This is a genomic window from Streptomyces sp. NPDC001985 (genome assembly GCF_040296845.1).
Taxonomy (GTDB): domain Bacteria; phylum Actinomycetota; class Actinomycetes; order Streptomycetales; family Streptomycetaceae; genus Streptomyces.
Genome location: NZ_JBEOYB010000113.1, coordinates 1 through 15,472 on the forward strand (window position 1 = coordinate 1; position 15,472 = coordinate 15,472).

Annotated in this window: 14 protein-coding genes; 4 read left to right on the forward strand and 10 right to left on the reverse strand. The window is 71.2% G+C overall.

The window, feature by feature from the left end:
* Positions 1-148 precede the first annotated feature (148 nt).
* Both ABT122_RS31235 and ABT122_RS31240 read right to left on the reverse strand, forming a co-directional pair.
* Positions 149-586: an ATP-binding protein gene (locus ABT122_RS31235; protein ID WP_351559131.1), complete on the reverse strand. Its 438-nt coding sequence runs from the start codon at positions 584-586 to the stop codon at positions 149-151.
* Positions 587-712: 126 nt separating this feature from the next.
* On the reverse strand, positions 713-1,867 hold the full coding sequence (locus ABT122_RS31240; protein WP_351559133.1) for an adenosine deaminase: 1,155 nt from the start codon (positions 1,865-1,867) through the stop codon (positions 713-715).
* Positions 1,868-1,970: 103 nt separating this feature from the next.
* Between ABT122_RS31240 and ABT122_RS31245 the strand changes: the two genes are divergently transcribed.
* On the forward strand, positions 1,971-2,783 hold the full coding sequence (locus ABT122_RS31245) for an alpha/beta fold hydrolase (RefSeq protein ID WP_351559135.1): 813 nt from the start codon (positions 1,971-1,973) through the stop codon (positions 2,781-2,783).
* A gap of 457 nt (positions 2,784-3,240) precedes the next feature.
* On the opposite strand, the gene ABT122_RS31250 is transcribed toward ABT122_RS31245, so the two are convergent.
* Positions 3,241-4,215: a LysR family transcriptional regulator gene (locus ABT122_RS31250; protein ID WP_351559137.1), complete on the reverse strand. Its 975-nt coding sequence runs from the start codon at positions 4,213-4,215 to the stop codon at positions 3,241-3,243.
* Positions 4,216-4,277: 62 nt separating this feature from the next.
* Here ABT122_RS31250 and ABT122_RS31255 point away from each other — a divergent pair, with 62 nt between their 5' ends.
* The 3 genes from ABT122_RS31255 (at position 4,278) to ABT122_RS31265 (ending at position 7,594) form a co-directional block, all read left to right on the forward strand.
* Complete coding sequence (locus ABT122_RS31255) at positions 4,278-5,654, forward strand: MFS transporter (RefSeq protein ID WP_351559139.1); 1,377 nt, start codon at positions 4,278-4,280, stop codon at positions 5,652-5,654.
* A gap of 230 nt (positions 5,655-5,884) precedes the next feature.
* Positions 5,885-6,535: a L,D-transpeptidase family protein gene (locus ABT122_RS31260; RefSeq protein WP_451066877.1), complete on the forward strand. Its 651-nt coding sequence runs from the start codon at positions 5,885-5,887 to the stop codon at positions 6,533-6,535.
* A gap of 69 nt (positions 6,536-6,604) precedes the next feature.
* Positions 6,605-7,594: a sigma-70 family RNA polymerase sigma factor gene (locus ABT122_RS31265; protein WP_351559141.1), complete on the forward strand. Its 990-nt coding sequence runs from the start codon at positions 6,605-6,607 to the stop codon at positions 7,592-7,594.
* Between the two features lie 22 nt (positions 7,595-7,616).
* Here ABT122_RS31265 and ABT122_RS31270 read toward each other — a convergent pair whose 3' ends face one another.
* The 7 genes from ABT122_RS31270 to ABT122_RS31300 all read right to left on the reverse strand — a co-directional run bounded on the left by ABT122_RS31270 (position 7,617) and on the right by ABT122_RS31300 (position 15,021).
* Positions 7,617-7,907: an STAS domain-containing protein gene (locus ABT122_RS31270; RefSeq protein ID WP_351559143.1), complete on the reverse strand. Its 291-nt coding sequence runs from the start codon at positions 7,905-7,907 to the stop codon at positions 7,617-7,619.
* Between the two features lie 99 nt (positions 7,908-8,006).
* On the reverse strand, positions 8,007-9,284 hold the full coding sequence (locus ABT122_RS31275) for a thymidine phosphorylase (RefSeq protein WP_351559145.1): 1,278 nt from the start codon (positions 9,282-9,284) through the stop codon (positions 8,007-8,009).
* 102 nt (positions 9,285-9,386) lie between these two features.
* The gene (locus tag ABT122_RS31280) at positions 9,387-9,782 is read right to left on the reverse strand and encodes a cytidine deaminase (protein ID WP_351559147.1); all 396 of its coding nucleotides are present in this window, start codon (positions 9,780-9,782) and stop codon (positions 9,387-9,389) included.
* Positions 9,779-11,071: an ABC transporter permease gene (locus ABT122_RS31285; protein ID WP_351559149.1), complete on the reverse strand. Its 1,293-nt coding sequence runs from the start codon at positions 11,069-11,071 to the stop codon at positions 9,779-9,781. The genes ABT122_RS31280 and ABT122_RS31285 overlap by 4 nt, the downstream gene beginning before the upstream one ends.
* Positions 11,068-12,180 carry an ABC transporter permease gene (locus ABT122_RS31290; RefSeq protein WP_351559151.1) on the reverse strand — a complete coding sequence of 371 codons (1,113 nt, stop codon included), beginning with the start codon at positions 12,178-12,180 and terminating at the stop codon, positions 11,068-11,070. The genes ABT122_RS31285 and ABT122_RS31290 overlap by 4 nt, the downstream gene beginning before the upstream one ends.
* Entirely contained in the window at positions 12,177-13,811 is a 1,635-nt protein-coding gene (locus ABT122_RS31295; protein ID WP_351559157.1) for an ABC transporter ATP-binding protein, read from the reverse strand. The genes ABT122_RS31290 and ABT122_RS31295 overlap by 4 nt, the downstream gene beginning before the upstream one ends.
* A gap of 169 nt (positions 13,812-13,980) precedes the next feature.
* A complete protein-coding gene (locus tag ABT122_RS31300; RefSeq protein WP_351559153.1) occupies positions 13,981-15,021 on the reverse strand; it encodes a BMP family lipoprotein in 1,041 nt (346 codons plus the stop codon).
* Positions 15,022-15,472 lie beyond the last annotated feature (451 nt).

A 15,472-nucleotide genomic window follows, 5' to 3' on the forward strand; every position in this document is an offset into this window, starting at 1 on the left:
CCTACACCCCCTTCTTCCTTTCTGCGTGCTTCCGGTACAGGGTCCCCGCCATCGGGTAGCGGGGCGGCGACCCGCACCGGGGTTGCGCGCCCCGTCGTGCTGCCGGGCGGCCGTGTCCGGGGAAGGGACGGCCTCCAGGGTGCCGGGGTCAGACGGCCCCGGCGAGACCGGGTGCGGCACCGAGGGCACCCGCGCCGCCGGCGAGGCTGGTGAGCCCGCCGACCAGCGGCAGTCCGCCGATCGGCGCGGCCTGGGTCAGCTGGGCGACCGGGAGGCCGCCGAGCAGGCCGGTGACGGCGTCGGTGGGGGCGCCGGGGGTCATGGCGCGCTGGGCAGCCCCCTGGAGGGTGCCGGGGACGGTGGCGGCGGCCGTGGTCACGGCGGACTTGGCCCCGGCCAGCGACTCGGCGCCGCCCGGGAGGTTGTCGTCGAGACCGTCGGCCGACACCACGCCGGAGATGGTGTCGAGCGAGGTCGCGGAGTCGGGAAAGGCTGCGGGCTCGGCGGAGGCCGCGCCCGCGGCGGCGGCGACGAAGGCGGCACCGAGGGCGGCGACACCGAGAGTCCTGGCAGCAGACTGCTTCATCAGAGGTGTGTCCTTGGGACGGGGAATATGAGCGGCTCCGCAAGCTAGCCACAGCCCCATCACCGAGGCAAACACCCCGGGGCGGCCGAGTGTTTGACATTCCCGGCGGCCCCGGTGTCCGTGATATCAGCGTTCCGTCGCGGAGGATTCGCTGGTCGCGGCGGTCTGGCGGAACAGCCATTCGGATTTCAGCTCGGCGTATCCGGGCTTGATGACATCATTGATCATCGCCAGTCGTTCATCGAAAGGGATGAAAGCGCTTTTCATTCCGTTGACGGTGAACCACTGCATGTCGTCGAGTGTGTATCCGAAAGCCTCGGTCAGATGCTCGAACTCCCGGCTCATGCTGGTTCCCGACATCAGCCGGTTGTCGGTGTTGACCGTGGCGCGGAAATGCAGTCCGCGGAGCAGCCCGATGGGGTGGGCGGCGTAGGACTCGGCGGCCCCGGTCTGGAGGTTGGAGGTCGGGCAGAGCTCCAGCGGGACGCGCTTGTCCCGGACGTAGGAGGCGAGCCGGCCGAGCTGCACCTGCCCGTCGGGGCCCACCGTGATGTCGTCGATGATCCGCACACCGTGCCCGAGCCGGTCGGCCCCGCACCACTGGAGGGCCTGCCAGATCGACGGCAGGCCGAAAGCCTCGCCCGCGTGGATGGTGAAGTGGTTGTTCTCGCGCTTGAGGTACTCGAAGGCGTCGAGATGGCGGGTGGGCGGGAAGCCCGCCTCGGCGCCCGCGATGTCGAAGCCGACGACGCCGGAGTCGCGGTAGCGGTTGGCCAGCTCGGCGATCTCCAGGGCGCGGGCCGCGTGGCGCATGGCGGTGAGGAGCGCGCCGACGCGGATGCGGTGGCCGTTGGCGCGGGCGATCCGCTCGCCCTCGCGGAAGCCGTCGTTGACGGCCTCCACGACCTCTTCGAGGGTGAGCCCGGCCTCCAGGTGCTGTTCGGGGGCGTAGCGGATCTCCGCGTACACCACACCGTCCTCGGCGAGGTCCTCGGCGCACTCGGCGGCGACCCGGAAGAGCGCGTCGCGGGTCTGCATCACGGCGCAGGTGTGGGCGAAGGTCTCCAGATAGCGCTCCAGGGAGCCGGAGTCGGCGGCCTCGCGGAACCAGACGCCGAGCTTGTCCGGCTCGGTCTCGGGGAGCGACTCGTAGCCCGTCGCGCGGGCGATGTCGATGATCGTGCCCGGACGCAGCCCGCCGTCGAGGTGGTCGTGGAGGAGGACCTTCGGGGCGCGGCGGATCTGCTCCGCTGTGGGCGTGTTGAGGGTCTGGCTCGTCATCTGCGAACTCTAGCCCCTACGCGCGTAGAGCGCGCTGGGGAGATTCGTAACAGTGATCGCGCGTACGGGTGGCGTATCGGGCCGCTTCTGAGACTGTTCTGCCATGGCAGAGCGTGTACTGCCCCGATGGTGGGGGCGGACTGAAGAGCGTGGGACGGCGCCGGCGGACCGGGAGGTCCGGCTGGGCCGGGCCTACGGGACCCGTACGGCGGGGGTCGATCCGGTGGTCGGCGGGGTGGTGCTGCTGCTGCCGGACGGTGTGCCCGAGTCGGCGCGCCCGCCGTCGGCACGGTCGTTCGCCCGGATTCTGCCACTGGGGCGGGCGCTGGCACGGGCGGGGCGCGTGGACGGTCTGGTGGTGCACTCGGTGCACTACCGGGCGCGCGGCTGGAACGGCCCCGACGCCGGGCTCGCGGTGGACGCGGCGCGGGCGGCGGACGAGGTGGTGCGGCGGTACGGGGATGTGCCGATCTGTCTCGCGGGGCACGGCTTCGGCGGGCGGGCGGCGCTGCACGCGGCGGACCACCCGGGGGTCGGCGCGGTGCTGGCGCTGGCGCCGTGGCTGCCGGAGGAGGGGGTGGAGGAGGGGCAGGAGCCGGTGCGGCAGCTGGTGGGGCGGCAGGTGATGATCGTGCACGGGACGAATGACGCGCGGACGGAGCCGGATCTGTCGTACCGGCTGGCGGAGCGGGCGAAGAAGGTGAATCGGAGCATATGCCGCTTCGAGGTGCACTCGGACGGGAATGCGCTGCGGCAGCACCACGCGGAGGTGCTGGCGCTGGCGACGGACTTCGTGCTCGGGTCGCTCTTCCCCCACCCGTACTCCCGCCCGGTGGCGGACGCCCTGGCGGCCCCGCCGCCCCTGGGCCTCCGCATGCCCCTGGCGGCGGGCTTCGGCAAGTCCCTGCGCCCGTAGCCGGGGGGTGCGGGGTGCGGGTTCCCTGTGGCACGGGGTCCGTCCTCGAACTCCCCCAGAGCCGCCTCCGGGAGGCGCCCCACACCCCAGCCCCTCCAGCGATTGAGGAGCGGGGGCTCGGGGGCCGCACTGTGCGGGCACCTGTCGCACAGGGTCCGTCCTCAATCGCCGGACAGGCTGGGTTTTGCCCGGGCCACCCGTCAGACGCGAAGTCCGTCCTCGAACTCCCCCAGAGCCGCCTCCGGGAGGTGCACCCGGACGGGCAGGGTTTGCCCGGGGCACCCGGGTTCGGGGGCTGGGGGGTTTCTTTCGGGTCGGGCCGGGTCGGTGAGCGGGGTCCGGGGCCGTGGATCGCGAGGCGGAGGAGGGAGCCCACACGGAGCGCCGGCGACCGACGACAACGCGGCGAGGCGCGGTGCCGGGGCTCGCGAGCCCGGCACGATCCGAAAGAGACGACCTAGTCCGGGAGGAGTCTGCCTCGGCGGGAGAGGAGGAACTTCTTGAACGCGGCCACCGGCGCGGTGTCGGGGTGGCCGTCGAGCCAGGCGACACCGATCTCGCGGACCGCCCGCGGAGCCGTCACCGTCAGCTCCACCACCCCCGGCCTCGCCACCGCCGGCGGCGGCAGCAGCGCCACCCCCAGCCCCGCCGCCACCAGCCCCCGCAGGGTCTCCGCCTCCTCCCCCTCGAAGGCCACCCTCGGCGTGAACCCCGCCCGCGCGCAGAGGTCGTCGGTGATCCGGCGCAGCCCGTACCCCGGCTCCAGGGTGACGAAGACGTCCTCCGCCGCCTCCGCGAGCCGGATGCGCCTGCGGCGGGCCAGCCGGTGGTCCTCGGGCACCACGAGCCGCAGCCGCTGCTCGTCCAGCCGCCGGGCGACGAGGTCCGGGGCGTCCGGGACCGGCGAGGTGAGGCAGAGATCGAGATCGCCCGAGCGCAGCCCCCCGAGCATCGCCTCCCCATGGTTCTGCACCAGGGTGAACCGGATCTTCGGGTGGTCCGCCCGGAAGGCCCGCAGCAGCCCCGGCACGGTCTCCGACCCCATGGTGTGCAGAAAGCCGAAGGCGACCTTCCCGCCGCCGGGATCGGCGTCCGCGCGGACGGACTCGGCCGCGCGCTCCACCTCGCCGAGGGCGCGCTCCACGGAGGTGAGGAACGTCCGGCCGGCGGGCGTGAGCGAGACCGTGCGCCCCCGGCGCGCGAAGAGGGTGACCCCGAGGTCCCGCTCCAGCCGGACGACGGCCCGGGAGAGGGTCGACTGCGGAACCCCCATCTCCTGCGCGGCGCGGGTCACATGTTCGTGCCGGGCGACCCCGGCGAACCAGGCGAGGCGCGGCGCGAGCAACAGCGCCGTGTCCTCCTCGTGTCCCCCGACGTGTTCCGCGTAACTGCTCTGTGACAGCCGAGGCTGTGAGCTGGACTCATGCACCATGGGAACGATTATGGCCATTCCATGCATTGGACGCATGAAAAGCCGGGACGTACGTTCGAACCATGCCTGCTGCCAGTACCAAGGCGTCCACTCCCGTGGGCGCCGTCGCCGTCACCCCCGTACCCCGGTCCACCGACACCCCCGGCCCCGCCGAGACCCCCGAGTCCGCGGAGTCCGCCGGGGACCCCCTCAGGCCCGAGGCCGCCGCCCCCGGGCAGCTCGCCCCCGGCCGCCCCGGCTACCGCCGGATGAGCCTCGCGCTCTTCGCGGCGGGCATGGCCGCCTTCGCCCTCCTCTACTCCACCCAGGCCCTGCTGCCCGCGATCTCCTCCGGTTTCGGGGTGAGCGCGTCGGCGGCGAGCTGGTCGGTCTCGGCCGCCACCGGCGCGCTGGCCCTCTTCGTGCTCCCGCTGAGCGCGCTCTCCGAGCGGTTCGGCCGGCGCACCCTGATGACCGCCTCGCTGTCGGCCGCGGTCGGCCTCGGCCTCCTGGTGCCGTTCGCGCCGAGCCTGGAGTGGCTGGTGGCGCTCCGCACCCTCCAGGGCGCGGCGCTGGCGGGGCTGCCCGCCTCCGCGATGGCGTATCTCGCGGAGGAGGTCCGGCCCAAGGCGCTGATCGCCGCGATCGGCCTCTTCGTCGCGGGCAACAGCGTCGGCGGCATGAGCGGCCGGATCGTCACGGGCTGGGCGGCCCAGCTGTGGGGCTGGCGCGCGGGTCTGCTGGCGGTGGGTCTGCTGGCCCTCGCGGGCGCGGTGGCCTTCCGGCTGCTGCTGCCGAGGGCCCGGCACTTCACCCCCGGGACGCTGAGCCCTCGGGTGCTGGGCCGGACGGTGCGCGGCCATCTCGCCAACCCGCTGCTGCTGCGGCTGTACGCGATCGGCGCGCTCTTCATGACGGTGTTCGGCGCCGTGTACACGGTGATCGGCTACCGGCTGGTCGCGGAGCCCTTCTCGCTCCCCCAGGGCGTCATCGGCTCGATCTTCCTGGTCTATCTCGTGGGTACGGTCTCCTCCGCCGCCGCGGGCTCCCTGGTGGGCCGTCTCGGCCGGCGCGGGGCGCTGTATCTGGCGGTCACCACGACCGCCGCGGGCCTGCTGCTCTCGCTGGCCGACTCGCTGGCCGCGGTGCTGGCCGGCCTGGTGCTGATCACCGCCGGTTTCTTCGCCGGTCACGCGGTCGCCTCGTCGTCGGTGAGCCGCACGGCCACCAGCGGCCGCGCCCAGGCGTCGGCGCTGTACCAGTCGGTCTACTACCTGGGCTCCAGCGTCGGCGGCACGCTCGGCGCGGTCGCCTTCCACGCGGGGGGCTGGGCCGGCACGGTCGGCCTGGGCCTGCTGGCGGTGCTCGGCGTCGTCTCGATCACGCTGTACGGGACCCGGGTGGCGCGGGCCGAGGCGCGCGGCCCGCTGAGGGTCTCGGCCGTCGCGGCGCGCGGCTGACCCCGGGTCCGGCCAAAGATCGCTCCCTGTAGCGGGATTGAGACATATTCAGCACAACTCCCACCCCCCGACAGCCGTCAAATGGTACAAGCCAGAGCGAACGCGACGGCGCACGAGGGGATGTGGGGAACGTGGGGAACGTGGGGAAGTCAAGAGAGGTACGCGGGGTACGCGGGGCGGCGCGCGGCACGGCGGCCCGGCGGGCGGGGATCGCGCTGGGGCTCACGGGCCTGGTGGTTCCGCTGACGGTGGCGCTGGGCAGCACGCCCGCCACGGCCGCCGCGGCCTGCACGGCGACGGCGGGGCCGCATCAGAAGCAGGTGGAGAAGTTCCTCGGGCGGACGGTGGACGGCAGGCAGTCGGTCGCCGACTGCAAGGCGATCCGGTCGTTCCAGACCACGCACGGGATCACTCCGGCGGCCGGCTACGCGGGCCCGCTGACCTGGCAGACGATGAACACGATCCTCCAGCAGCGGGCGGCGGGGAAGACCCCCAACAAGGCGGGCAAGTGCCCGGTGAACAAGGGCCGGATCGCCTGTGTGGACCTGACCCGCCAGCTGAGCTGGATTCAGGACGGCAAGAAGCTGAAGGCCGGGCCGTTCCCGGTGCGCACGGGCAAGAACGGCACCGAGACCAGGACCGGCGCCAAGAAGATCTACTGGCGGAACATCGACCACTTCTCGTCGATCTACAAGGTCAAGATGCCGTACGCGCAGTTCTTCGACGGCGGCCAGGCATTCCATTCGGTGACGAAGTCGATGTGGAACCCGCCGGGCTCGGGCGGCTGCGTCAATATGCGTCCCGCCGACGCCAAGACGTACTGGAATCTGCTGAGGAACGGCGATGACGTGTACGTCTACGGACGGAAGCCCGGAACCTGAGCCCCCACTGTCAGTCCGCTCCTGTAGGTTCCCCAGAGCTGGTGACAATGGGCGACAGGGGTGGACCCGATGGGTGATCTGGCAACAACCGAAAACCTGGATGCCGAGCTGGAGAAGTACCGCCGGGAACTGACGGGCTACTGCTACCGCATGCTCGGCTCGTCCTTCGAGGCGGAGGACGCCGTACAGGACACCATGGTCCGGGCCTGGCGGAATCTGGAGAAGTTCGAGGGGCGCTCGTCGCTGCGGTCCTGGCTCTACCGCATCGCGACGAACGTCTGTCTCGACATGCTGAGCGCCGGCAACCGCCGGGCCCGCCCGATGGATCTGTCGGGGCCGACGCCCGTGGCGCAGGCCCAGCTGAACACCCGCCCCGAGGCGACCTGGCTGGAGCCGGTGCCGGACGGGCGGGTGCTGCCGTCGGTGGCGGACCCGGCGGAGCGGGCGGTGGAGCGGGAGACGATCCGGCTGGCGTTCATCGCCGCGCTCCAGCATCTGCCGCCGAAGCAGCGCGCGGTGCTGATCCTCCGCGAGGTGCTGGCGTGGAAGGCGGTGGAGGTGGCGGAGCTGCTGGAGACCTCCGTCGCGTCGGTGAACAGCGCCCTCCAGCGGGCGCGGGCGACGCTGGCCGAGTCGCCGCCGGCCGAGGCCGAGACGGCGAACCCGCTGGACGAGGAGCAGCGCAAGCTGCTGGAGCGCTATGTGGCGGCCTTCGAGGGATACGACATGGAGGCCCTGAAGCAGGTCCTCCACGACGACGCCACGCTCTCCATGCCCCCGTACGACCTGTGGCTCCAGGGCCACGAGAACATCATCGGCTGGTTCCTGGGCGTGGGTTCGGTGTGCCGCGGCTCGCGGCTCGTCCCGACGGTGGCCAACGGCATGCCCGCCTTCGCGCACTACCACGCGGCGGAGGACGGCGACGGGCATGTCCCCTGGGCGCTGATGATCATGGATATCCGGGACGGAAGGATCGCCGGAATCCATTCGTTCCTGGACACGGCGCGGTGGTTCCCGCTCTTCGAGCTGCCGGAGCGGCTGCCGAAGGAGACGGGCTGACCCAGGGCTGGCGGGGCCGGTCTCAGCCGGCCTCGGCCAGCACCCCGAGCCCCAGCAGACCGAGGAGGGCCAGCAGCTCCGGCCCGGCGCCCCGCAGCCGTGTCCGGCAGCCGAGCCGCCGGGCCGTGAGCCGCAGCCGGGCGAGCGCCTCCACGGCGGCGAGGTCGGCCGGGGCCAGCGCCCCCACCTCGCAGATCACCTCGGTGGCGGCGGTCTCGGCGGCCCGTGCGCTCAACTCCTCGCACAGCCGGGACACATCTCCCGGGAGCACCCGGCCGGAGATGCGCACAACGACAGTTCCTGTGGTGTCCACACCAAGGAGACTGCCCGGGTGCGCGGAACTCATCGCCGGGCGATCCCGGGCCGGCCGGGGTCGCCCGGGCCGGCCCGGCCCGGGCGAGCCGGGAGCGCGTCAGGCGATGCGGTCCAGCACGATCGGGTCCGGGGTGAAGGCCGTACCCGCCGGGGCGATGTCGAAGGAGGAGTCCAGGGACTTCAGGGCGTACGCGAACTTCTCCGGGGTGTCGGTGTGCAGGGTCAGCAGGGGCTGGCCCGCGGCCACCGTGTCACCGGGCTTGGCGTGGATCTCGACGCCGGCACCCGCCTGGACGGGGTCCTCCTTGCGGGCGCGGCCGGCGCCCAGACGCCAGGCGGCGACGCCGATGTCGTACGCGTCGAGCCGGGTCAGCACACCCGATGCGGGGGCGGTGACGATCTGCCGTTCGCGGGCGACCGGCAGGGCCGCGTCCGGGTCGCCGCCCTGGGCGGAGATCATCCGGCGCCAGACGTCCATCGCGGAGCCGTCGGCGAGCGCCCGCTCCGGGTCGGCGTCCCGCAGTCCGGCCGCGTCCAGCATCTCGCGGGCGAGCGCCAGCGTCAGCTCGACCACATCGGCCGGGCCGCCGCCCGCCAGGACCTCGACGGACTCACGGACCTCCAGGGCGTTGCCGGCGGTGCGGCCGAGCGGCGTGGACATGTCGGTGAGCAGGGCGACGGTCCGCACCCCGCTGTCGGTGCCCAGCGCCACCATGGTGGAGGCCAGCTCCCGGGCGTCCTCGATGTTCTTCATGAACGCGCCGGTGCCGGCCTTGACGTCGAGGACCAGCGAACCGGTGCCCTCGGCGATCTTCTTCGACATGATCGAGGAGGCGATCAGCGGGATGGCCTCGACCGTGCCGGTGACATCGCGCAGCGCGTACAGCTTCTTGTCGGCGGGGGCCAGACCGTCGCCCGCCGCGCAGATCACCGCGCCGGTGGTGTCCAGGACGTGCAGCATCTCCTCGTTGGAGAGCAGCGCCCGCCAGCCGGGGATGGACTCCAGCTTGTCCAGGGTGCCGCCGGTGTGGCCGAGGCCGCGCCCGGAGAGCTGCGGCACGGCGGCCCCGCAGGCGGCGACCAGCGGCGCCAGCGGGAGGGTGATCTTGTCGCCGACGCCGCCGGTGGAGTGCTTGTCCGCGGTGGGCCGGGAGAGCGCGTCGAAGTTCATCCGCTCGCCGGAGGCGATCATCGCGGCGGTCCAGCGGGCGATCTCCGTACGGTTCATCCCGTTCAGCAGGATCGCCATCGCCAGCGCGGACATCTGCTCGTCGGCGACCTCACCGCGGGTGTAGGCGTCGATGACCCAGTCGATCTGCCCGGGGCTCAGCTCCCCCCGGTCCCGCTTGGTGCGGATGACGGAGATGACGTCCATGGAATTCCTCCAGAGTGCAGGCTCACCGCGCTCTACGCGCATAGAGATCGAGGGTAAAGGCCGCGGCCCCTCCATCGGGACGGAGGGGCCGCGGTCAGGGGGTCACGCGAGGTGCTGGGGACCGAAGGCCTGGGGGAGCATCTCCGCCAGGGTCACGATCCCGCCGGGGGTGTCGAGCAGCAGCCCGCCCCCGCCGAACTCGTACAGCAGCTGACGGCACCGGCCGCACGGCACCAGGCTCTCGCCCCGGCCGTCCACACAGGTGAAGTGGGTCAGCCGGCCGCCGCCGGTGGCCTGGAGCCGGGAGACGAGCCCGCACTCGGCGCAGAGCGAGAGGCCGTAGGAGGCGTTCTCGACATTGCAGCCGGTGACCGTGCGGCCGTCGTCCACCCGGGCGGCGACCCCGACCGGGAAGCCCGAGTAGGGCGCGTACGCGTGGGTCATGGCCTCACGCGCATGGGCCCGCAGGGCCTCCCAGTCGAACGGGGCCCGGGTCACTTGCCCTGCCCCTTGCGGTAGCGCATGCCGTCCGCCTTGGGCATCCGCAGCCGTTGCGCGGAGAGCGAGAGGACCAGCAGCGTCACCACGTACGGGGTGGCGGTCACGAACTCGTTCGGAACCGTGTCCGTGGCCAGGTACCAGACCAGCACCAGGGCGGCGACGGCGGCGCTGACCGAGGCCTGGACCATGTTCTTGCGGGTGAACTTCCAGATCGCGAGAGCGATGAGCACGATCACGAGGAGCAGCAGGAGCGCGTGGACGGTCTGGCCGCCGTTGCGCAGCTGGAGCGCGTCGGTGAAGCCGAAGAGACCGGCGCCCATGGCGAGCCCGCCGGGCCGCCAGTTGCCGAAGATCATCGCGGCGAGACCGATGTAGCCGCGCCCGCCGGTCTGGCCCTCGTTGTAGATGTGCGCGGTGACCAGCGACAGGAACGCGCCGCCGAGTCCGGCCATACCGCCGGAGACGATCACGGCGATGTACTTGTACTTGTAGACATTGACGCCCAGCGACTCGGCGGCGATCGGGTTCTCACCGCAGGAGCGCAGCCGCAGACCGAACGAGGTCCGCCAGAGGACGAAGAACGTCATCACGAAGAGCGCCACGGCCACCAGGGTCAGCAGCGACAGATTGGTGACCAGACCGCCGAGGATGCCCGCCAGGTCCGAGACGAGGAACCAGTGGTGGCCCTCGATCGTGCCGAGCCAGTCGGAGAGACCCGGCACGGTGATGGAGGTGATGTCGTCGGAGGGCGGGGACTGCTTGGGGCTGCCGCCCGCCGCCGCGGCCTCGCCGCTGTTGAACCAGAGCTTGGCGAAGTAGGTGGTGAAACCGACGGCCAGGATGTTGATCGCGATACCGGAGATGATGTGGTCGACACCGAAGGTGACGGTGGCGACCGCGTGCAGCAGACCGCCGAGCATGCCGCCCAGCACACCGCAGAGCACACCGATCCACGGGTCGGTCTGCCAGCCGGCCCAGGCGCCGAAGAAGGTGCCCAGGATCATCATGCCCTCAAGGCCGATGTTGACCACGCCCGCGCGCTCGGCCCACAGACCGCCGAGACCGGCGAGACCGATCGGCACCGCCAGCGCCAGCGCGGCGCTGATCAGTCCGGCGGAGGTGAGGTCCTGGGCGCCGGTGACGGCGCGGACCGCGGAGAGGACCAGCAGCCCGCCCGCGATGATCAGCAGGATGACCGGGAAGGACAGGCGGGTACGGCCGCCCTTGCCACCGCTCACCTTGGGGGCGGCGGCGGGGGGCGGGGTGGAAGTCGCCGTGACGCTCACGCCGACACCTCCTGCTTCTCGGAGTTACGGGCCTGTGCGGCGAGCTTCGCGCCGACCTGCCGCTGCTGGCGCTTGAGGCCGTAGCGGCGCACCACTTCGTACGCGATGACCACACAGAGGACGATCACGCCCTGGATGACGCCGACGATCTCCTTGTCGTAGCCCTGGAATTCGAGCTGTCCGCTGCCGCGCTCCAGGAAGGCCCAGAGGAGCGCGCCGAGGGCGATGCCGACGGGGTGGTTGCGGCCGAGGAGGGCGATGGCGATACCGGTGAAGCCGATACCGACGGGGAAGTCGCCGCTGTACTCGTAGCTGTCGTTGAGCAGCGTCGGCATACCGACCAGACCGGCGACGGCGCCGGAGATCAGCATGGAGGTGACGACCATCTTCTTGACGTTCACACCGCTGGCCTCGGCGGCGGAGCCGGACTGGCCGACCGTGCGCAGATCGAAGCCGAAGCGGGTGCGGGAGAGGGTGAACCAGTAGGCGACGCCGGCGAGGGCCGCGACCACGATGAAGCCCCAGATGGGCCCGGTGGCGGTCGGGAACTCGAAGAAGTGCGAGGACTCCGGGATCGGCTTGGTGGAGATCTTCGTACCGGCGCTGTCCAGATGGCCGAGGCGGCCGGACTGGAGGAGATAGCCGATGATCGCGGTGGCGATGGCGTTCAGCATGATCGTGGAGACGACCTCGCTGACTCCCCGGGTGACCTTGAGGACACCGGCGATACCGGCCCACATCGCGCCGACGGTCATCGCGCAGAGGATGATCAGCGGGATCTGGATCGGGCCGGGCAGGGTCAGCGCGCCGCCGAGGGCGGCGGCGAAGAACGCGGCGAGGCGGTACTGGCCGTCGACGCCGATGTTGAACAGGTTCATCCGGAAGCCGAGGGCGACCGCGAGACCTGCCAGGTAGTAGGTGGTGGCCTTGTTCAGGATGTAGACCTGGCTGTCCGCCTTCGACCCGTAGTCGAACATGATGCTGAAGGCGTTGAACGGCTCCTTGCCGGTGGCCAGCAGCACCACGCCGGTGACCACGAACGCGACCACGATCGCGAGCAGCGGGGCGGCGAGCCCCAGGAGCACCCGCTCCTTGTCGAACTTCTTCATCGGTCCTCTCCCCCGTCCCGGGGGTTGTCCGCGCCGTCGGCGGAACCGGGCTCCGCGGGGGCTTCGAGATGGCCGGTGACCGCGCCGGTCATGGCCGACCCCAGCTCCTCCGGGGTGATGGTGGCGGGGTCGGCGTCCGCGACCAGCCGGCCCCGGTACATCACCCGCAGGGTGTCGGAGAGCCCGATCAGCTCGTCCAGGTCGGCGGAGATCAGCAGGACCGCCAGGCCCTCCCGGCGCGCCTCGCGGATCTGGTCCCAGATCTGCGCCTGCGCGCCGACGTCCACACCGCGGGTGGGGTGGGCGGCGATCAGCAGCTTGGGGTGGTGGCTCATCTCGCGGCCGACGATCAGCTTCTGCTGGTTGCCGCCGGAGAGGGAGGCCGCGGTGACGTCGATGCCCGGGGTGCGCACGTCGTACTCGCGCACGATCCGCGCGGTGTCGGCGCGGGCCGCCTTGATGTCGAGGAACGCGCCCCTGGTGTTGGGCTTCTCGGTGACATGGCCGAGGATGCGGTTCTCCCACAGCGGGGCTTCCAGCAGCAGGCCGTGGCGGTGGCGGTCCTCGGGGATGACCGCCATCCCGTTCTCACGGCGCTTGCGGGTCGGCGTCTGCGAGATGTCCGCGCCGTCGAGGGTGAGCACACCGGAGTCCAGCGTCCGCATGCCCATGATGGCCTCGACCAGCTCGGACTGGCCGTTGCCCTCCACACCCGCGATGCCGAGGACCTCGCCCTTGTGGATGGTGAAGTCGATGCCGTCGAGCACCGCGCGGACGACGCCGTCGGGGTCGGTGGCGGTCAGCCGCAGCTCCTCGATCCGGAGCATCGGCACATCGGTGACGGTGGACTCACGGGTCTCGGGCGAGGGCAGCTCGCTGCCGACCATCAGCTCGGCGAGCTGCTTGGGGGTGGTGGAGGCGGGGTCGGCGGTGCCGACCGTGGTGCCGCGGCGGATGACGGTGATGTCGTCCGCGACCGAGAGCACCTCCCCGAGCTTGTGCGAGATGAAGATGACCGTGAGGCCCTCGGCCTTCAGCTCCCGCAGATTGTCGAAGAGGGCGTCGACCTCCTGCGGGACGAGGACGGCGGTCGGCTCGTCGAGGATCAGGGTGCGCGCGCCGCGGTAGAGGACCTTGAGGATCTCCACCCGCTGGCGGTCGGCGACACCGAGGTCCTCGACATGGACGTCGGGCCGGACGTTCAGGCCGTACGCGTCCGAGATCTCCTTGATCTTCGCGCGGGCCCGGTCGCCGATCCCGTACAGCTTCTCGGAGCCGAGGACGACGTTTTCGAGGACGGTGAGGTAGTCCGCGAGCATGAAGTGCTGGTGCACCATGCCGATGCCCTGGGCGATGGCCTCTCCGGGGTTGGAGAAGGAGACCTGCTCACCGTCGACCGCGATGGTGCCCTCGTCCGGCTTCTGCATGCCGTAGAGGATCTTCATCAGAGTGGACTTGCCCGCGCCGTTCTCGCCGACGAGGGCGTGCACGGTGCCACGGGTCACGGTGATGTCGATGTCGTGGTTGGCCACGACCCCGGGGAATCGTTTGGTGATGCCGCGGAGCTCTACGGCATGGGGACTGCTGGACGCTTTGATGGCGCACTCTCCAGGACAGGAGTGGAGGAGCAGAGGCGGTGGTGGCGAAAACTACCGCGTAGCTGCCCGCAGCTGGGAAACTACGCGCGTAGCGTCGCCAATTGGTCGAAGAGCCGGACGCGCTCGCCGGACGCGGTACGTGCGACGGGGCCCGGAAGGGCGGCACAAGGCCGCTCCCCCCGGGCCCCGGTCAGCGGGCTGATCAGGTCGTGGTCTTGACCTTGATCTCGCCGTCCACGATCTTCTTCTTCGCCGCGTCGAGCTTCGCCTGGATGTCCTTGAGGTGGTCACCCGTGGTGGTGAGGCTGACGCCGTCCTCCGCGAGGGAGTACGTGTGGGTGCCGGTCAGCGGCTTGCCGTCCTTGACGGACTTGGCCAGCTCGAAGACGCCGGTGTCGACGTTCTTGACGACCGAGGTGAGGATCGAGGCGGAGTACTTCGACAGGGCCGGGTCCTTGGCCTGGTCGGAGTCGACGCCGATCGCCCAGGTGCCCTTCTTGGCGGCGACGGCCTCGATGGCACCGGCGCCGGAGCCGCCGGCCGCCGCGTAGATCACGTCGATGCCGCTGTCGAGCATGCCCTGGGCGGCGTGCTTGCCCTTGTCGGGGCTGCCGAAGCCGGAGAGGTCCGTACCGGTGGTGAGGTACTGGATCTGGACGGAGGCCTTGGGGTTGGTCTCCTTGACGCCCTGCTCGAAGCCGGCGGCGAACTTCTTGATCAGCGGAAGGTCCACACCGCCGATGAAGCCGATCTTGCCGTCCTTCGACTTGAGCGCGGCGGCGACGCCCGCGAGGTAGGAGCCCTGCTCCTCGGTGAAGACGATGCTGTCGACGTTCTTGGCGTCGGAGATCGAGTCCACCAGGCCGAAGCTGACCTTCGGGAACTTGGGGGCGACCTTGTCGATCGTGTCCTTGTAGGCGAAGCCGACGGCGACGACGGGGTTGAAGCCGCCCTCCGCGAGGGAGCTGAGGCGGGCCTCGCGGTCGGCCGGGGTCTCGCCGTGCTTGGCGGTGAGCTCCTTGGTGACGGCGCCGAGGTCGGCCTTGGCCTTGTCGAGGCCGCGGGCGGCGGAGTCGTTGAAGGAGTTGTCGCCACGGCCGCCGACGTCGTAGGCCATGCCGATCTTCAGCTCGCCCTTCGAATCGCCCGACGACTCGGTGGAGGCTTCACCACACGCGGTGGCGGTGAAAGTGAGGGCCGCGGTGGCAATACAGGCGGCAGTGATCTTCGATACCCGGCGCAAGAGGAGGCCCCTTCGAGACTGACCGAAAGCGCCTCTTCCGGCGCTGGTTTTGCGGCGATCGTAACGCGCGTAGATGTCAGTTAAAGCCCTGTTCATGAGTCGTTATCGGATCGTCGCAACCGGGGGGTGAGCGTGACGATGGGTAGCCTCGCGCGCACACCTGGGGGCTGACCTGCGCGATCTTCCCCGCCACCCGGGGAGCGCCCCGCGCGCCGGATGCGCGCCCGGCGCGGGGGGCTGTGGCGCGGGGGGTGTTCCCAGGCGCCGGACGGGTCGGCGTGGACGGGGATTTCGTGGGGTGGGGGGGTGGCGTTTTCGGCCATATGTCGGTGACATGTGCGGAAGCGGCTCCGCCGGAGGGCCAGGGAGGGGGCCCCGCGGACCGAGAACTCACGGATGATCAGCACATGGTCGATCTGGGCTCCCAGCGGCCGGCTCACCATCGTCGGCC